12 protein-coding genes are annotated in these 19,646 nt (G+C 39.0%); 3 read left to right on the forward strand and 9 right to left on the reverse strand.

Features of this window, described 5'->3' with window-relative positions; genetic code table 11:
- Positions 1 to 12: 12 nt before the first annotated feature.
- From AABK36_RS14725 to AABK36_RS14735, 3 genes are all read left to right on the forward strand, one after another.
- Entirely contained in the window at positions 13 to 1,800 is a 1,788-nt protein-coding gene (locus tag AABK36_RS14725; protein WP_309938133.1) for an ABC transporter ATP-binding protein, read from the forward strand.
- A 48-nt stretch (positions 1,801 to 1,848) separates the two neighbouring features.
- Complete coding sequence (locus AABK36_RS14730) at positions 1,849 to 3,564, forward strand: hypothetical protein (RefSeq protein WP_309938132.1); 1,716 nt, start codon at positions 1,849 to 1,851, stop codon at positions 3,562 to 3,564.
- Between the two features lie 223 nt (positions 3,565 to 3,787).
- The gene (locus AABK36_RS14735) at positions 3,788 to 4,393 is read left to right on the forward strand and encodes a hypothetical protein (protein ID WP_309938131.1); all 606 of its coding nucleotides are present in this window, start codon (positions 3,788 to 3,790) and stop codon (positions 4,391 to 4,393) included.
- A 65-nt stretch (positions 4,394 to 4,458) separates the two neighbouring features.
- On the opposite strand, the gene AABK36_RS14740 is transcribed toward AABK36_RS14735, so the two are convergent.
- The 9 genes from AABK36_RS14740 to AABK36_RS14780 all read right to left on the reverse strand — a co-directional run bounded on the left by AABK36_RS14740 (position 4,459) and on the right by AABK36_RS14780 (position 19,378).
- Positions 4,459 to 4,956: a hypothetical protein gene (locus AABK36_RS14740; protein ID WP_309938130.1), complete on the reverse strand. Its 498-nt coding sequence runs from the start codon at positions 4,954 to 4,956 to the stop codon at positions 4,459 to 4,461.
- 139 nt (positions 4,957 to 5,095) lie between these two features.
- Positions 5,096 to 6,301 carry a mannose-6-phosphate isomerase, class I gene (gene manA, locus AABK36_RS14745; RefSeq protein WP_309938129.1) on the reverse strand — a complete coding sequence of 402 codons (1,206 nt, stop codon included), beginning with the start codon at positions 6,299 to 6,301 and terminating at the stop codon, positions 5,096 to 5,098.
- A 111-nt stretch (positions 6,302 to 6,412) separates the two neighbouring features.
- Positions 6,413 to 7,624, reverse strand: coding sequence for a PNGase F N-terminal domain-containing protein (locus tag AABK36_RS14750; RefSeq protein WP_309938128.1), 1,212 nt, complete (start codon positions 7,622 to 7,624; stop codon positions 6,413 to 6,415).
- 50 nt (positions 7,625 to 7,674) lie between these two features.
- A complete protein-coding gene (locus tag AABK36_RS14755) occupies positions 7,675 to 10,230 on the reverse strand; it encodes a beta-mannosidase (protein WP_309938127.1) in 2,556 nt (851 codons plus the stop codon).
- On the reverse strand, positions 10,217 to 10,981 hold the full coding sequence (locus AABK36_RS14760; RefSeq protein ID WP_309938125.1) for a copper homeostasis protein CutC: 765 nt from the start codon (positions 10,979 to 10,981) through the stop codon (positions 10,217 to 10,219). Before AABK36_RS14760 ends, AABK36_RS14755 begins: the two co-directional genes overlap by 14 nt.
- A 61-nt stretch (positions 10,982 to 11,042) precedes the next feature.
- Positions 11,043 to 13,049: a beta-N-acetylhexosaminidase gene (locus tag AABK36_RS14765; protein WP_309938124.1), complete on the reverse strand. Its 2,007-nt coding sequence runs from the start codon at positions 13,047 to 13,049 to the stop codon at positions 11,043 to 11,045.
- A gap of 46 nt (positions 13,050 to 13,095) precedes the next feature.
- On the reverse strand, positions 13,096 to 14,100 hold the full coding sequence (locus AABK36_RS14770) for a glycosylasparaginase (protein ID WP_309938123.1): 1,005 nt from the start codon (positions 14,098 to 14,100) through the stop codon (positions 13,096 to 13,098).
- 276 nt (positions 14,101 to 14,376) lie between these two features.
- Positions 14,377 to 16,248: a SusD/RagB family nutrient-binding outer membrane lipoprotein gene (locus AABK36_RS14775; RefSeq protein ID WP_309938122.1), complete on the reverse strand. Its 1,872-nt coding sequence runs from the start codon at positions 16,246 to 16,248 to the stop codon at positions 14,377 to 14,379.
- Positions 16,249 to 16,267: 19 nt separating this feature from the next.
- Complete coding sequence (locus AABK36_RS14780; protein ID WP_309938120.1) at positions 16,268 to 19,378, reverse strand: SusC/RagA family TonB-linked outer membrane protein; 3,111 nt, start codon at positions 19,376 to 19,378, stop codon at positions 16,268 to 16,270.
- Positions 19,379 to 19,646: the final 268 nt, after the last annotated feature.

Raw genomic sequence — 19,646 nt, forward strand, 5'->3', positions numbered from 1 at the left:
AGAATAGTATAAGTGAAAGATTTAAAGTTTTTAAACAAATATTTTTGGAAATACAAATACAGATTTGGTCTTGGAATATTTTTCATCATCATATCCACATATTTTCAAATCCTTCCCGGCCAATTAATCCGAAACGCCTTGAATTTGGTTGTCGACAATATCACTATGTTCAAGATGTTCGAGGGCCTGAACCTGCAAACGTCGTTTGAAGACATTATAAAATCAAGCATTGTTCTCTATGGATTTATGATCTTGGGAGTGGCTTTATTAAGAGGTTTTTTCTTGTTTCTTGTTCGACAAACCATCATTATCATGTCTCGCCATGTAGAATATGACATGAAAAACGACATTTACGAACACTATCAGCAATTGCCTACCAGTTTTTTCAAAATGAATTCAACGGGAGATCTTATGGCAAGAATTTCCGAAGATGTCAGTAGAGTAAGGATGTACATAGGACCAGCGGTGATGTATGGAATCAGCCTTATCGTATTATTTGGCATGTTGATTCCCTACATGTTTTCCATCAATACCACGTTGACTTTATACGCTTTGAGTCCTTTGCCTATTTTGTCTGTCGCTATTTATTTTGTTAATAATCAAGTAAACAAACGATCCGAGGAAATTCAAAGACAGCTATCCAAGTTATCGACATTCACCCAAGAAGCTTTTTCTGGCATTAGAGTTATCAAGTCATTCTCAAGAGAAAAAAATTCCGTCGAAAACTTTGAACAAGAAAGCAATGAATACAAAGATCGTTCGCTTAAGCTTACCTTCGTTCAAGCCATGTTTTTCCCGCTTATCGTGGGTTTGATCGGCGTCAGTACGATCTTAACGATCTACGTAGGAGGAATGGAGGTAATCGAAGGAACTCTTTCATTTGGAAACATAGCCGAGTTCGTCATTTATGTAAACCTGCTGACTTGGCCTGTGGCTTCATTAGGGTGGGTTACTAGTATTATGCAGCGCGCGGCCGCCTCGCAAAAAAGAATCAATGAATTCCTAAACGTCAAAAATGACATCTTATCAGAAAAGAACTTGACCAATGATATTGAAGGAAGCGTAGAATTCAAAAATGTCAGTTTGAAATACGATGATTCAGGCATTAATGCGTTGAAAAATATCAGTTTTTCATTAGAATCTGGAAAATCTCTTGCCATCATAGGCACTACAGGATCAGGTAAAAGCACCATAGCTAATCTTATCATGAGGCTATACGATGCTTCCGAAGGAGAGATCGCCATCGACGGAACAAATATTAAAGACTATCAAGTCCAACATATTCGAAACCAGATGGGCTATGTGCCGCAAGATGTCTTTTTATTCTCCGACAGCATCAAAAACAATATAGCCTTCAGCGACAACAGTTTGCCGATGGAAAAGATCATTGAAGCATCCAAAGTCGCCGATTTGCATCATAATATCGAGCACTTCAAAGAAGGTTACGACACTGTATTAGGCGAAAGAGGCATTACCCTATCTGGCGGGCAAAAACAAAGGCTATCGATTGCCCGAGCTATAATCAAAAATCCAAAAATACTCATTCTCGATGACGCTTTATCTGCTGTAGACACCAAAACTGAGCATAATATTTTATCTCAGTTGAGCAAAATCATGGAAAATAGAACCAGTATCATCATATCCCACAGAGTCTCCAGCGCGCAGCTTGCCGACACCATACTTGTTCTTAAAAATGGCGAAATCATAGAAGAAGGCACTCATAATTCGCTTATAGACAAACAAGGCGCTTATCATAAACTGTATCAAAAACAAATCAAAAAAGGTGATATGGATGATTAACATTAAGGTTTGCTAAAACAAATCAATTGCCGCCTAGATTATGTTTTAGTGCGTCAACTCATTAATCATCATACAAAAAAACAGGCTCAAAGCTTTTGCGGAATTGCGGCTCAAGGCAAACTGGTGAATAGTGACGCTCCAGTTGTACAAGCAAAGATGTTGGAATTTCCGCAAGAACTTTGGTATCAATCTTTTATTCCAAGAAGCGACATACACCAACCTTTTGTCAGAGCTCGTGTCAGAAAAAGCATCATACTACCTGTAAGAAAGCAAAGATACCCTCATTTGACATTAGACATCGATAGCACATCGTTTTTACGAAAAAAGAAAACCGTGCAAGTTCTTATCACAGAATTTCACTATTCTCCCTCACAGCACTCTCCAAGATTTTACTTCAAAGAAGTTTTTGGTCAAAATGAATTCCACCCTGTCCAAGATTATGGACCTGAAATAGAAGCCATAGTCGTGCAGGCTAACAGATGGCTATCCGAAGCAAATTTGGATATCAAAGTCCGAAATCCTTTTTCTAGCAGTAAAGAACCCATTGAAAAGCCAGAAGGAATAGACATGGGCTCCTTAGCTTCAGCGCTAGACCTTGAAAAGCCAACGTTGCATAAAGAGCCTCAATTACTGCTTTCAGAAGCAACGATTCCTTCCGATATGGTCGAAGAAGTTGACACGACAAATCCAACGAAGAAAAAAAAGAAAAAGAAAAAAAAGAAGGTCAGCCCTCCCCCCTCAGCATCTGAGCTTCCCGAAGAGATACCCGCACCTTTGCTTGAAATGCAAGCAACTGCTACTGAAGCCTCTCATAAAAAAGGGAAGAAAAGACGCAAAAAAAAATCTGCGGACGAAGAAATGGTCGATGCGAGCCTTAGCATGGATTATTCACAATTCATGGTTGAGAACGACTTTGAAGAACTTTTTGGCAAACTTGGTGCTTTGACAGTCAGGGATTTGCCATTGGAAAAATATCAATTTTTGAAAAGACTGTTTTTAGAAATGGAAGTTTTTCAATGCCAGCATTTTTTCAATCCAATTGTCAAAAGACGTAGAATTCGCAAAGAAAATGTTGAACGAGAGATCGAACGGTTTTCCACACGATGCAAAATCAAAAAAGGAAAAGCATCATGGACTGAAGCTTGTCAAAAATGGGAATGGTATAAACAAGAATGCGAGGAAGTTATCATTCCTGAGTACAGCGAAAGTATTCTTCAACATGTAATTCCTCCGGGAATGCTTGATAAAATTCAAGAACCCGTTGACAAATTCTTATTTCACATAGCTTTAAAAGCTGTTACGACAACTACACAAATTCGATTAAGAGAGCTAAAAGCTACTGACGACTATGATTTAGGCATTTTAGCATTGGTATATTTGCAAACCACTAGCCCTCATCTCATCGAATCTAATGGATTCGAAAGGCTATTAAGAAACTATGGCGAAGAGTTTAGAATACTATGGGATGATGGCGCACCTGAAGAACTATTACTATGCATTGGCGAACCGAGAGAATTTTCCATGAGTGAGCTGAGCGATGCATTTGTAAAGTATGAACAACTTTGGGATGAAATTGGCAAGCCTCTTGAATCAGCCAGAGGAAAATCATTTCAACTTGTAGACTATTACTTCCATTCAAGTGGACAAACCAAAAGAGAAATGCATACACTGTCATCTGAGAATCTTGGCAAACTTGAAGCATTAGCTGAAAGTTTCCGTAAAGAACAAGAATACTTTCAGGAAACTAAGAGAGCAAACCCTTAAATAAAAAGCAAGAATCCATTACAAACACCATAAACATTTCATTCCAAAGTTCATGATATATTCTATTGATTACGAGCCCTCAATATGAAGCAAGAAACAATAAACGCTCAAAGCCAATATTTTCAAAATATATTTTCATTTCCAACTCATTTTTAGCACATTAGAGCACCTAATACAATCTAAACAAGTCAATAATTCTTAAAAAATTTCATTATTCCTATTTATGAATTATTGGCAAACCCGAAGAAAAACAACTATAGCAACAAACAATCAAGCGAAAACTATGGCTACTTATACGATATTCAAACAAATCTCCAAAGGTTTGAAATACAAAGAACTCAGCGATATCATTGGCAAAGAAATCCATCTAAGTGCTACAAGTGAAAACACGATCAAAGAGATTGATGAAACCTTGGCCAGTTCCCTAGATTTCGATATCAAGAAGACAAATAAAGCCAAATGGAGCAATGCATTGGCGGAATATGGGAAAATAGATATTCAGTACGAGTTAAATGAAAAGGACGATTTCGAAAGTTTGTCAGGACTAGACACCTTGAGATTAAACAAATGGCTGGACAATAATCTAAGTGAAAACAGCAGTTCTCAGGAGCTCATTCAAAACATCTATGACAATATGCGAGAGGAAGTTAGCTCCGACAAAACTTACTTGAAGCTTTCAGCCAAAGTATGCGAAAAGCGCTTAAATGCCTCCGATGAAGAGCAAATCATAAAAACCATCGATGAAAAACACCCTATAAGAGTAGAAATCACCGATGCTTGCTTGACAAACTACAGCGGAGTTTGGATGTGGAAACATTTCTATTTATAAAATAAAAAGCCATTCACAACATCTATCGTGAATGGCTTTTTTCTTAATGCACAATGTGCTACTTATCAATATGACACTTTTTTGCCTTCTCCGATCAAAGGTGTATTGTCAAGTATGCTCATCTTTATAATAGTTCCTAAATACTCATCTAATTGGTAAAACCTAGCGGCTATTTCAGGGGAAATTTCCTTTCTCATTTTGTTGTAAAACTTCTTTTTCATCTTCAAAGTCTTTTTCTGAAGTTCAAAAAGCTTATTCATATCGTATTCAGGCGTTTTTCCTTCTTCTGTTACTTTCACAAACTCCTCAAGTTGCCCATTCAAAATTTTGATTTTTTCATTAGCCACTTGATTACGCTCAGCTTCGTATTCTTCATAAATTTTCCAAAAAACCTCCGATTCTCCTTCTTTTAGTTTCATGTTCTCTTTTATAACAGCTTTCTTCTCCATATTGAGAATGGACTTGTACATTTCCAATTCGGATGCCGAGGCATTTTGAGCTCTCAATCCATTGAACATTCCACTGATAAAAATAACTGTTATGGCAAAAAATAAATTTTTCATCTTAGTAGTTTTAAGGTTTTATATATTTAATAGGTGTATTACAAACTTAATCAATCATCCCCTACAATTTAGTCATTAAAATAAAAAAGCGCATTTGAAATGAATCAAATGCGCTGAATATAATTTTTATGGAATTCCCTTAATTTTGAGGAACAGTCGCTTTGTATAAAATAGAATCTTGAGACGCTTGAATAGTGTATTGTTGATCAGACTTCACAACAAATGCTTCTCCTTTGCCTAATTCAATTTCATCCGACACGCTCGACGCTTTCACATCTCCTTCAAGCACAAATACAATATCAGTAGAATGGGCATCTTTATTCTTATACTCCTCTCCATTGCTAAGCTTGATAACGCTCAACTCAAAATCAGCTGCTGGCGATTTGAAAGCCAATTCATGAGCTCTTACTTTTTCTCCTGCAATGATATTTGGAATAGTTCTCTCGAATTTAGTATGCTTAAGCAACTCCGACACATCAATATGCTTAGGGGTCAATCCTCCTCTCAACACATTATCGGAATTCGCCATCAATTCCATATTTTGGCCTTCCATATACGCATGAGGAACACCAGCATCTTGGAAAATAGCATCTCCTTTTTCTGCCTTAACAATATTGAACAAATAAATTGAAAAGATTCCTCTATCCAAACCTTCGTTCAAATCTGTTTGTCCAGAAACCGCTTTCGATGCCCAGTAATCAGGCGATGACTTTTCTACTTTGCCTTGCTTGTAATTTGGATAAATTCTCAACATCAAAGGAGATAAAATCCTATCTACTTCGGATTGAGGAAGTTCCATAATGTGTTGGTAAAGCTTCTTGTAATCATTTCCTTCAAAATAAGTAAGCAATTCATTGAACTCAGGCACAGATTTCAATGTTTCAACAACTTCTTCCTCTGACTTGAATCCATGCAACAACCAGAATTCGCTTAAAGCCACCATAATCTCTGGCTTATGATTGTCATCCTTATAGTTGCGGTTTGAAGCGCTTAACGAAATGCCTTCTTCATTTTCTCTAGCGAAGCCTTTGACAGCCTCTTCCTTGGTAGGGTGAACTTGAATGGACAACATATCCTTAACATCAAGAACCTTGAACAAGTAAGGCAATTTATTCGCAAACTGATTCGCTACTTTCTCTCCCAAGAATGAATTCGGATCCTCGGCAATGAGCTTATTCAACGGCACTTCGCCACCAACCATAGAAGGCGCATTGTCATGAGCTCCCAACCAATACTCAGCCGTTGGCTGCCCTTTGACATCCACGCCTAATAACTGGCCAATATAACTTTCCCCTCCCCAAGCATAATGCTGGATCTTTCCTTCTATTTTCGCTAAATTCTTCATTTTACTCACAAAAAGTTATGCAATAGTATGATAATTTAGGAGCAAGTCCTAAAGTAGATATAGATAAAACTGCTTCGAGAGCATTTTGATATGCAATCGAAGCAAAAATGATTATTTAATATTTTCACCCACCAAATAAGCTGAGACCAGCCAATGATTCATTTCATTTTTCTTCGTTGGTTGGGCATTTGGAATACTTATCGTTATTACGTGCTTTCCTGCTGTTACGCTTGAAAGATCAATAACCTCAGGATCAACTACAGATCCGGGACACCAATTGGAGCGAGAATAATCCGATGAGGCAATTCGCTCGTCAATTTCCTTGCCTTTCCACTCAGCCTTTTCCGTCCACACGCCTGAATGAGGATTGAATCTTCTAAACGAAGCGCAATCATCCCTCCATGGATAAAAATCCAAAATTGTCTGGCCATCAAGAGACACTATATTTTGATTCTTCACAAACTCGTCTCCTCCGCTATGACCTCCATGACCTGTGACAAGGTACTTCAATTGAACATTTTTCACATGTTTAGGAATATCAATCTCAAATGACAGATCTCCACGAGAAAAGGCATCATAAGCTTTTTGAGGCCCTGTGTAAACGACAGTATTCAAAACAGGCTCTACCCACTTTTGAGTTCGCTTGTCGCAAGCAAGCTCGCTTTCTTCGATATTGATATCCATACTCAGGTTATATCCCTCCTTTGTCCATGTATCTATCCAAGCACCGACATAATACTCTCCAGCTGTCAATCTATCCGCAAAGTCGGAAATATCTTGAGTCCAAACGACCTCCTTTTCCCAGTGAGGCACATAAACAGGTCTTCTATTTTCCATAGAATCACTATAATACCCCACGCCAAAAGGAGTCATAAATCGCATGATCTCCAAATTCGGCTTATAGCCAGCTTCTTGTTTGATTCCATAAAACTTCTCTTCAAGATTTGTAGGCTCCGGAAATTGTTGGTTCTTATTTAAAATATCTAAAAGATTGATCTCTGATTCCGCAGGAATAATAAACGCCGAACCAGATTTATCCCAAGCATCGCCATTGGAAGTCACGGTAACCTTTGCTGTGATATTTACCGATCGTTCATATTCCTCATCTATTCTTATCTTTTTCATGATCACCCGTCCATTATCCAAATGCATAACACCTTTAGCATTCGGCTTCGATGGAACCGCATATTTATTCGGCTCGAAATGAATATTCTCATGATCAAAGACTTTAATCACTTGATCCCCGTTGGCAGGCAACTCCTTATGGTTGGAGCAACTATAAAAAATTAAGCCTGCGATAAATGCATATAAAACTCTCTTCATACTAGTAAAATTTAAACCACCCGATATAATCAGGTGGCCCATATCACTTGTTAAAATGTATCCACAACACTAAAGCTGGAAATATCTTCAGACTTCAATTGCTTATCTGTCTCCAACCTAATTTTCGAAAGCTGTCCAGGCACGACATCAAAATAATTGTCAGACCAGAACCCTTTGCCTTCAATCTCCAAATACAAATTCTTGATCAGAGTCTCTGAAGAGATTGTTACATCATATCCTCCGTCAACTTGCTCTATTTGTATATCCGATGAAGATTTTTTCAGTTTCAAGTCTTTTACAGGCACAAAGTAATGCGTATTCTTAGTCAATACTTTTCCTTCACTAATTACTTCAGCGACCAATACCACACTCTTCTTATCCTGTCCTTTCAAGAAATCACTAACATCCTTATGCCAGTACACTTCGCTGCTATTGGAAGGGATTTCAACTTTTTGACTATGCGTCGAAATTTGGTTGCCTTTGAAATCGTAAAGTTCCAATTTCAAATCAGCAGACCTATCCGCAAGCTCATCAGAAATAATTTTCACCTCCAACTGACCATTTTTTTCTTCCATAGTTGTCAACACAGGTGTAAATGCATCTCTGACGAAATATTGCATGGCTTTCCAGTTGCCATAATAATCCATCCCTGACCATGAAGCTACCGGCCAACAATCATTAAGTTGCCAGTATAATGTACCCATACAAAATGGCTTTGCGCCTCTTTGGGCTTCAAAGGCCATTCTCATGCCTTCAGCTTGCAGTATTTGACTTAAATAAACAAATGAAGGAAAATCTTTTGGCTCGCGGTAATACATATCCATGTATTCCTTAATAGTAATATTGCCTATGGAGCTTTTTTGATGCGTTTTCATCACATCCGAATCAATATTCCAATCCTCTTCAGTGGCGAATTTCTTAATCGTTCTCATCTCTGGGAATGACTGAAAGCCAAACTCGCTCATAAATCTTGGAATATATTCTCTAAAGCTTTCAAAAGGCTTCTTGCCCCACCAAACTCCCCAATAATGGTTGTCGCCATATTTAAAATCCTCAAGTTCACCCCAATTGCTGATTGGCGAAGACGGATAATAAAAACGTCCGGGATCATGTTCTTCAACCATTTGCGGAAGCAATTCCTTAAACAGCTTGGTATAATAATCATACAGCAACACTGAGTCTTGAACAGAATAATTTCTGGACTCCTGCCAGCCCCAATTCTCCCAGCCCATTTGAATTTCATTATTGCCGCACCATAGAGCCAAACTTGGGTGATTTCTTAATCTTCTAATATTGTCTACAGCTTCGTTTTTGACATTCTCCAAAAAGGCTTCATCACCAGGGTACATCGTACAAGCAAACATGAAGTCTTGCCACAACAAAAGACCTTTTTCATCCGCCAACTCATAGAAGTAGTCATTTTCATAAATACCACCACCCCATAAGCGAATCATATTCATGTTCGATGCCACTGCTGTATTCATAAGATGCTCATATCTAGAGCTGTCCACTCTTGGCAACAAATTGTCCTGAGGAATGTAATTCGTTCCTTTCATGAAAACCGGATGTCCATTGACTTTCATGTAAAATGACTCTCCGATGCTATCAGGTTCATTTATCACTTCAAAAGTTCTCAAGCCTATGCGACGATCCAATTCATCCAAAATTTTATTATCACTCATCAACTGATAATGCACAGGATACAAATGAGGCTCACCAAAACCATTAGGCCACCATAATTCAGGGTCGATAATATCAAAACTTAAATCCAATGTATTCAAGCCCTTCTTAAGGTCAAAAGTCTTTTGGATTGACTCAAAGCTATTGTCTTGAGAATTAATGACAAATTGAACTTGTCCGTCCTCAAAAGATTCAACTTCTATAGTATGTTGAAGTTCTACTCGGTCTTCCTTATGATTCTGTCTTACCCACACATCCACAAGCTTAGCTTCGTCCCATGCTTTAAGTGTAATAGGTCTGTATATTCCGCTTGTAACTAATCGAATTCCCCAATCCCAACCATAGTGATAGGGAGCTTTACGAGTAAATACGCTTAATTTTTTCTCATGAGCATCATTGTCTGCAGGGTACTCAAAGCCAGTGGATTCATATTGATCCATGACTTCATTGATTGGAGATCTAAATGTGATTTTCATCTCATTTTCTCCGAGCTTCAAATATTGCTTGACATCTTTATTCCATCTCACGAACATATTATTCGCTGATAAAACTTTAATGCCATTGATCACAACATCAGCATATGTATCAAGTCCTTCAAATTCAATCTCGATTCGGTCCTTGTTCATCAAATCTTCAGAAACGTCAAAAGAAGTCTTATACTCCCAATCCTCTTCTTCGATCCATTGAACTTTCTTCTCATTGCTTCTATAAAATGGGTCCTCAATATCTCCATGACGCATCAGGTCCATATGAACAACACCAGGAACTATAGCTTCCTTCCATTCATTTTTGGAGGCTTGCTTAAACTGCCAACCATCATGGAGGCTGCTTTCAACATACACCTTTGACTGTTCTTGAGCACATGAGAACAAGCTCGTAGTAGCCAAGAATAGCATTATCACATTCCAAATTCTACTTTGCTTCACTTTCAAGTCGGTTTAAAATGTTCCTTACCTCTTTCACTTTTTGCTCGTCGGAATAACTGATGTAATTCTCATCCACACCCGCGCAACTATAGCTAACTCTTTCATTTTGAATCAGCATATTGTTCTTTCTTGTGTTTTTTGCTGAAAAATGCAATTCTTTGACAAAAGGCAATTCAGCGAGCAAATGAACATTGCTTGCATTCACACCGCTTCCAGGCATTATTGAAATATCTTCCTTAGCGTATTCAGCAATTTTATTAAGCATTTCGATGCCTTCCAAAGCCGTAGGTTCAAGTCCTGAAGACAAAACTCTTTTTATTCCTAAAGACTTAAGTGTATCCAATGCTTTGAATGGATCAATTACTTTATCAAAAGCTCTGTGGAAAGTAATATCCATTCCATCCGCAGCTTCTATTAATTTAGAAGAACCATCAATATCTATTTCAGCATTTTCAGTCAATAAACCGATAACCACTCCATCAGCGTCTCTTTCCTTAAAATGCTTAATATCGATAGCCATTTGCTCCACTTCGTAGGCATCAAACAGAAAATCTCCACCTCGTGGCCTGATAATCGGATAAACATCTATTTCCAAATGTTTTCTCACCACTTCCATCAGTCCTAGCGTTGGCGTAGTTCCACCCAATGGCAAGTTAGCGCACAACTCCACTCTTTGCGCTCCGCCATTTTGAGCATTGATTGCCGACTCCACAGAGTCAATGCATATTTCCAAATTATATTTTTTCGACATGCTATGAATAGTATTTATGTATAAGAAATGGCAACCCTAAAGTCGCCATTCTATTTTTCGCTTATTTATTAATCAATAATTCCAAACTGTCCACCATTGCCAGTTCCGTTCTGCCACCTTGCTTTCTAGCATTGGCAACAGCCAAAGAAGCTTTTCTTTTCCATGAATCCGTCTTGTTTACTCCGTTCAAGCTTTCTATGGCATATTGAGAAACGATGCTTAAATTTTCAGATAGTTCTTTGATCTCTCCCAGTATCGGAGACTGTTGGATTACAGGCAATAGTTGCTCATGGTTAGCTTCCCATGTTTTTAAGTAAGATCTAATCTCCTTTTCAGCAATAGCATCGCCTGTTTTCATATAATCCTTAACCAGATAATTGAATTTGCGAGCATCAGGAGCATCGGCAGTAGCCGCATCAGCAAATTTCTTGAACGTATAGTAATTATGGTTCATCTTGCCTCCCGGATTCCTTGTATATACTTTCATAGGCTCCGCCACATTCACAAGATTACGCAAAGGAGCTATATCTTCACCATTGGACAAGCTTTTCATAATACTCTCTCTTGAAGAGTTATGCGCCAAACCATCTTGCTCTAAATACAAGCTAACCCTGTCAAGCCTTCTGTACATATCCTCAACATCTCTTACATCCTCGGCAGACCAAAATCTTTCGGCAATAGCAGCTGTTCTTGGCCAAATTCTTGAATCTATATTGAACTCAGTCACAAGCTCCGACCACATTGGAGCCTCTGCGCCGATAATTAGTTCCTTAGCCTTTGGAGACAACTCAGGATCTACAGGATCCACTAAATAATGTACATCTGCATTGTGCATCAAGTCAATATAATAACCTTCAGAAATGATCATTTCATAACCATCCTTAGCCGCAGCATATACATCCAAGCCTTCCCAATCTCTCCAACCATGAACAATCGCTTTCTTAGACAACTTTGGATTGTAAATCTCGTCCCAGCCGACCATCTTTTTGCCCATGCCTTCGACAATTTCAAGCACCCTATTGCTGAAGTATGTTTGCAAAGCGGAATTATCTTCCAATCCATTTTGCTTCATGAATGCTTGAATATTTTCATTAGCGTCCCAATGATGGCCTTCATTTTCATCGCCGCCAATATGGAAATACTCATCAGGGAATAATGCGGAAACTTCTGTAAAAATATCCTTCAGAATCTCGTAAGTCTTTTCATTAGTTGGATCCAAGGTAGGGTCAAATACACCAGACCATGTTTCCAGTACATATTCGTAATCACCTGTATGGCTGCCAATTTCAGGAAATACTTTCAATATCGGCGTCGCATGTCCCGGCACATCTATTTCCGGAATTACTCTAATGCCTCTTAAAGCGGCATAAGCTACAATATCCTTAATATCATCTTGTGTGTAAAACTCTCCGCGACTCGATCCCAACTGATGCAATTGCGGATACAATTTGCTCTCTATTCTAAAACCTTGGTTGTCGCTCAAATGAAAATGCATAACATTCATTTTCATCGAAGCCATGGCGTCAAGTTGTTTTTTAACCGCTGAAACTGACAAAAAATGCCTAGCAGGATCAAGCATCAATCCTCTCCATGTAAATCTAGGTGAATCCTCGATTTTCATAGCCGGGAAATAATATCCGTCTTCATCAACCGACAACGTTTGCACCAATGTTTCCAAAGCATACATCGCTCCCAAATCAGTTGGCGCATTAATGCTAATCCCCAAAGTATCGATCAAAAGCGTATAACTTTCGTCTTCGTGAATTTTCAATTCGCCTTCTCTTTGAGCTTGAATTACTAATGATGAAGCTGTATCAACTTTGAAGTCATTATTTTGATAAAAGAAAAAACCTGTTCTATCATCCAGTCTTCTCAAGAATCTATAAGAACCGTTAATCAGCCTTTCATTCTCAAGCCCTTCTATTTGGATATTGAAATTTCTGTCTATACGAAACTTGCCTTCATTGATCTCCAAAGACTGCGGCAATGGCATTAATGCCAGCTCTTGAGCATTGAGAATCGATTGAAATCCAAAAACCATCAAAAAAATTATTATCGCCTTTTTCATATTTTAATGTCTTTATGCTTAATGATCTAAAAGAATCATCTTGCTCTTAATCCCACTTAAGTTTATATCCAGCGTCTTCTAGTCGATTTCCTTTATCATTATCGCAAATCGCGTAATTGAATCCTGATCTCACGCCAAACCCGCCATATTCGCCATTTTTATTAAGCGCTAAAATTCCAACCTGAAGATTAGGCATGTCTGGATGATTCTTATGCTTATCGCAAATTCTTTCGATAGCTTTCTTGGCAGCTTCCTGAGGATGCATTCCCATTCTCATATATTCCACGCAGATTGTCGTCGCGGCAGTTCTAATAACCGCTTCTCCCAAACCTGTGGCCACAGCACCTCCAACTTCATTATCCAAGAACAACCCAGCTCCAATGATCGGGGAATCGCCTACTCTTCCCGGCATCTTCCAAGCAGCGCCGCTTGTTGTGCATGAACCGGAAATATTACCGTTCTCGTCAAGCGCCAGCATTCCGATAGTATCATGATTCTCAATATTGATTACCGGCTTGTAATTCGATTTTTTCAGCCATTCTTTCCATTCTTTCTCAGACTCGGGAGTCAATAGGTTCTCATGCTTGAATCCCTGATCCATCGCAAAGCGATAAGCTCCATCACCAACGATCATGGCATGCGGAGTCTCTTCCATCACTTTTCTTGCTACAGAAATAGCATGTTTTACATTCTTCAAATAAGCCACAGCGCCAACATTGCTCATGTGGTCCATGATGCATGCATCCAAAGTCACATTGCCTTCCTTGTCAGGACGGCCACCATACCCTACGCTTCTATCCTTAGGATCAGCCTCCACAACCATCACGCCTTGCTCCACCGCATCAAGCGACTCGCCTTTCGCTGAAAGCACTTTCCATGCGGCTTCATTCGCTTGTATGCCATTGCGCCATGTCGATATCACAACCGGCTTTTTGACGCCTTTAGATCTTTTCTTTGTTGCCGCTTCCACTATTGAAGATTGAAAAATGGAAGTTCCCAATAACGGCACTCCTATGGATGATAGTTTGAGAAATTTTCTTCTGCTACTCATAAAATGACAAATCGTAATTGATGACAAGCAGGCCTTTTTAATGAACCAAACACAATCAGCCCGCATTAAAACAACGAAGTTATTCGCTCTTATATTTCTTCTGATATTGCAAAATTGATGAAAAAATTTTATCAGAAATTAAAACTTTGTTTTTCAAGAAAAAACGAAGAAATAACAGTCTAAAAAAGATATTAAAAGCAAACCTACTCCTTAAAAACAAATCAAGCACTCCCAGTGGAAGTGCTTGACAAAAAAATTGAACTTTAAATAATTCTATTAATTTTTCTTAGAAATCCATTGACGAATTACTAATGAACCTGTTCCTCCATTGCTAATACCATTTTGGCTAATTTGTCTGTCCATAGCCTCTTGAAGATTAGCTCCGTTCATGTTAGTCTCAGAAGAAGGATAAGCAAGACGAGAAGGTCTAACATAGTTAGTGTTACCACCATTGTGTCTCAAGATATCCACATACTTAATTGGATTAGAGAAATCGCCTTTTTCAATATCAGCAGCATTGTACGCTGGCAACTGAACTCTTTTTGCATCTTCAGCAATCGTTGAAGTCACCATTGAAGGGTAATGCGTTCTGTTCCAAAGAGCGAATGCATCATAACCGTTATCAAATTTAGACAACCAGTGCTGAGTGATCACCAACTCCATTTGATTTGGAGATGAGTTGAATTCAGTTTCTAGCTCACTAGCCAATCTCGACACTTCTGAGTTATAATCATAACCGCTTTCATAAGCTCTCATGTAAGCTGTTGCCACATCAGAACCTGGCAAGAATGCAGGATACTTCAAACATGCATCCTCAATTCCTCTTTTGTATGCTTGAGCCGCAGAAAATCCACGAGCATTCCATCCTCTCAATGCCGCCTCAGCTAGCAAGAAGTATGACTCGTCTGAAGAGAACAATAACGTAGGCGCATCCTGAGCACCGATAGTATGAGGGTTAACTCTTGCTAACGTTCTCAACTGCATGTTTTTATCCTCATCATATTCTCCTTGCATGATATCAGTGATCATGAAGTTATACTGAAGAATACTTTCTCCGCCATTCTGATCGATAGAAACAAAAACTCCATTTCTACCATTTGATTCAGAAGCTTCTCTAGCGCCTCTATAGTGAACAGGCTTGAATGATTCACCTGCTTCCTCAGACATCTCGAATGGATCAAAATCAACAAAACGGTTAGGATCTATTGCTGAATAACCTCCACCTTCTTGTTGCAACTGGCATAGCAACCAGAAAACTCTAGGATCTTCATTCTCTTGAAGCAGCTTCAAGGTCTTATCTTCAATAGTCACGTGACCGTTACCACCTACTTGACCATTAACTACCACACCGTAACCACTTCTGTTTTGTCCCCAAGAACCACCGTTCATCGAGTGAGGAACTGTAGCAGATTGGCTTACTTCTTCAATAAAACCATAAGGGTGGCTTACTGCCTCTTCAAAAGCTTGTTTAGCCAAAGCAGACTCATCAGTTTCAGCCATCAACATAGCTACTTTCATGATCATTGAGTTCGCTAACCTTCTCCAGCTATTCATGTCGCCTCTATAATAGAAGTCGCCATCCTCGCCGAACAATTCTTCTCCGTCAGCCAATTGATCTCTTGCCTCTTGAAGCTCGTTGATCATGTCTGTCAAGATGAACTTTTGATCATCATACTTTGGAAACAAAAACTCTTGTCCTTCCATGCCTCTACCACCTTCAGTATAAGGAATATCTCCATACAACTGAGTCAGTCTCAAGAAGTTGATCACTCGAACAATACGAGTTTGACCTATTTTTCCTTGTGCATCTTCAGCTTCAAGCTTACGAAGTATATCAGGGAAGTTTTTAATAGCATCTTTGTACAATGTTCTCCAAGTAGCTCCATGGTAGTCATCGCTTAATCCAAAAGCTTGACCTGTACCCAAAAGACATGCTCCAACCCCAGAAATAGGTCCTGTCATGATGATATTACCTCTCCATGCCTCATATCCATTTGAAACCATTTTGGATTGAGTCATAGCAAACTGGTGCTTAGGATCCATGTCATTGTTTTTCCATGGATCTTTATTCATGTCCTCGTCAATACAACTTGAAAGGAGAGCCGTAGCTGCCACGGCACTCATTGCGATATATTTTCTGAATTTCATTGGTCTAGTCAATTAATAATTAAAGATTTGCCGATAACTTAATTGAATAAGTTCTTGGTAAAGGAATAGCTGTTGCTTCAACACCTTGACCATTTCCAACAGTGTATGCACTCTCAGGGTCAAAGTTGTCTGTATTCTTCCACAGGTAGCCAACATTATTAATAACACCAGATATAGCCAAGTTACGAATACCCATTTTTTCGTTAAGCTCTTTTGGCAATCTGTAAGTAATCATCACCTCTCTCAATTTGATGAATGAAGCATCGTAAATGAAAGCCTCGTCCGGTTGGTTTCTGAACCACTGCTCTACAGACTCATGAGAGTTGTAAACATATGGGTTTCCATCAGGACCAACTGCGTTTCCAGGATTCCATGTTCCTCCACCCGCTACAGCAAGTCTTGGATCAACCGTGTCCTCATGCTTACCAGAAGCATACATAGATCTATTAGTATTCGAGTAAACATCCGCTCCAAACTTACCGTCAATCAAGAATGAGAATGATAGGTTTTTGTAAGAGAATGAGTTTCTCAAACCAGCCATCCACTTAGGAACACCATTACCCAAAACCTCTACTTCATTACCATTGATAATCGGCGCACCTTGGTCATTCACCATGATATTGCCATTATCATCTCTTTGGTAAGCAGTACCAGTAATCACACCGTAAGGCTGCCCAGGTCTAGCTTGAACACTTACTGAACCATAGTTCAACAATGGCAACTGATCGATACCTTCCGACAACGAAACCACTTCGTTTTTGTTGTATGACATGTTAGCATTCACATCCCAAGAAAAGTTATCAGTCTTAACAGGCGTACCATAAAGGGCAACTTCAAAACCTTTGTTAACAATCTCACCAGCGTTGATCAAAGCTCTTTCGAAACCTGACGCCTCACTTACACCTACTTGGATAATTTGGTCAACAGCAGATTGGTGATAGTAAGCAACATCTAAACCTAATCTGTCATCAAAGAATCTCAAGTCAGCACCAAATTCATAAGAAGTTGAAATCGACGGCTTCAAGTTTTCGTTCAATACAACGTTTCCATCGATACCACCTACGTTAATTCCGTTATTATCAGTACCTTCCAAGAAGTATGTTTGATAAAGATTATAAGGATCAGTATCAGAACCTACTTGCGCCCATGACGCTCTCAATTTACCCAAAGACAACCACGAAGGCATTTCCCAATCCATATCCGAGAATACCCAGCTACCACTTACAGAAGGGTAGAAATATGAATTATTGTTTGAAGGCAATGTCGAAGACCAGTCATTACGAGCTGAAACATCTAAGTAATAAATACCTTTGTATCCTAAAGTAGCTGTAGCAAAAAGTGAATTCAATTCCTTCTCATATGTGCTGTAGAATACACGTCTGTCAGAACCAGCGCCAGGATGCTGCAAATCATCAGAAGGGAAATCTCTTGAACCAGTTTCGCTAAACTCTCTGATTACGTACATTCTTGCCGCACCAGCATTAACTGTCAAATCAAAATCTCCATATTGCTTCGTGAAAGTAGCCATGAAATCCATGTTATCTTCTCTTTCAGTAGCATTTCTAATATATCCTTGACCAGACTCAAAATAAGGAGTGTACATAGGGTTAAGCTCATATTGTCTAAAAGCTCTAAAGTCAGTACCTGCACGACCCATAATAGACCAGTTGTCATTGAACTTGTAAGTCAAAGTCGTCATCCCCATGAATCTATTTTCCTCATCGTCTCTTTCCACTTCATGAGCAGTCCAATAAGGGTTGCTATTCAATTGATCATAACCTAAAGGTCTTCCATCAGGACCTTTGTAATCTTTCATCCATCTTACATCAGTGGAAGAAGGCATACCCAACAAATAGCTTTGATAATTTTGAGTCGATCCACCCAACTGCATTCTGTTGTCAGCTTTTTCATTAATATATGTAGCTCTAGCATCAACTGTCAACTTATCATTCATCATTTTAGTAGTACCTCTAAAGTTGAATGAGTTTCTTTGATAACCCGAGTTATCAACCATGGCATTGTTGTTCACATTCGAGTAAGACAATCTGAACGACCCTTTGTCAGTATTGTTAGTCAATGCAATGTTGTTCGTGAAAGTTTGACCTACACCGAAAAAGTTCTTGTAGTTGTCATGATACCTTACTTCTCTAGATTTACCATCATAGAAAGCATTGTGCGTTCCAGAAACATCTTTGTACTGAGGTCCCCACATAGAAGTATTCTCACGAGCATTACTTGGATCAGACGCACTACTGTTTATTGGCAAATACTGACCTTGCGTACCCACAGCGAAAGTACTCTGTTCTTGTGGAGTGATGTTAGCAACATCGAATGACGCAGTGAAGTTATAATCGATACCCAATCCTTGCTGAGCGCCCTTACCTGATTTTGTAGTAATCAAAATCACACCGTTGATCGCTCTAGAACCATACAAAGCCGTCGCTGCAGGACCTTTCAATACTGACATTGACTCTACATCCTCAGGGTTGATCGAAGACATACCATCACCAGAGTCAGTACCACCATTTTCACTATCAGAATCCTGGAATTGAGAATTTGAAATAGGAATACCATCAACTACATACAATGGTTGGTTGCTACCTTCCAAAACCGCGGATCCACGAATAATAACTCTAGCAGAAGAACCAGCACCACCTGAAGATGGAGTTACTTGAACACCGGCTACCTTACCGTTCAATGAATTCATCACGTTATTGTTGGCACTTTGCGTCAACTCAGCCCCACCTACTTCAGAAACCGCATAACCCAATGAACGCTCTTCACGCTCAATACCTAGTGCGGTCACCACAACATCTTGTAATTGTTTTACAGATTCTCCTAGTTTTACATTGATAACAGACTGATTACCCACAGTCACCATTTTTGTTTCGTATCCAATAAATGAGAATGAAACAACAGCATCCGCTCCAGGAACATCCATTGTATAGTTACCGTCAAAATCAGTAACCGTACCGTCCGTAGTACCTTCTATTACTACGTTTACTCCCGGAACCGGCATTCCGTCATTAGCGTCAGTTACCTGACCTGAGATTTGTCGGCTTTGTGCCCAAGAAACCATAGGACACAAAACTGCTAGAATAAGCCAAACGGCCAACTTTCTAAAGTCCATATTTTAAAAGTTTATCATTAAAGATGAATTTGTAAGAATATGAAAAAGCATTACCTCCAGCTCTTGCCCTCGCCTAGCGAAAGCACCTGCCTAAAGCATGCGTTAACAAGTTCACTACCTAGGGGTCGGCGTGACTTGACGGGATTTAAGAAAGGGATCATTTTATTAACGGATCAAAAGTATACATTTGTATTTTAACCACCAAATAAAAAAGCATAAGTTTTTATAATTTATTAAAAATGAAATCACTATAAATAGCCTCAATTTA

Origin of the sequence: Aureibacter tunicatorum (genome assembly GCF_036492635.1) — a bacterium.
In the GTDB taxonomy this organism is placed as follows: Bacteria; Bacteroidota; Bacteroidia; order Cytophagales; family Cyclobacteriaceae; genus Aureibacter; species Aureibacter tunicatorum.

Coding starts and splice junctions, on each gene's coding strand:
- AABK36_RS14735 (WP_309938131.1), top strand. CDS start 3,788: ATGAATTATTGGCAAACCCGAAGAAAAACAACTATAGCAACAAACAAT.
- AABK36_RS14740 (WP_309938130.1), bottom strand. CDS start 4,956: ATGAAAAATTTATTTTTTGCCATAACAGTTATTTTTATCAGTGGAATG.
- manA (WP_309938129.1), bottom strand. CDS start 6,301: ATGAAGAATTTAGCGAAAATAGAAGGAAAGATCCAGCATTATGCTTGG.
- AABK36_RS14750 (WP_309938128.1), bottom strand. CDS start 7,624: ATGAAGAGAGTTTTATATGCATTTATCGCAGGCTTAATTTTTTATAGT.
- AABK36_RS14760 (WP_309938125.1), bottom strand. CDS start 10,981: ATGTCGAAAAAATATAATTTGGAAATATGCATTGACTCTGTGGAGTCG.
- AABK36_RS14765 (WP_309938124.1), bottom strand. CDS start 13,049: ATGAAAAAGGCGATAATAATTTTTTTGATGGTTTTTGGATTTCAATCG.
- AABK36_RS14770 (WP_309938123.1), bottom strand. CDS start 14,100: ATGAGTAGCAGAAGAAAATTTCTCAAACTATCATCCATAGGAGTGCCG.
- AABK36_RS14775 (WP_309938122.1), bottom strand. CDS start 16,248: ATGAAATTCAGAAAATATATCGCAATGAGTGCCGTGGCAGCTACGGCT.
- AABK36_RS14780 (WP_309938120.1), bottom strand. CDS start 19,378: ATGGACTTTAGAAAGTTGGCCGTTTGGCTTATTCTAGCAGTTTTGTGT.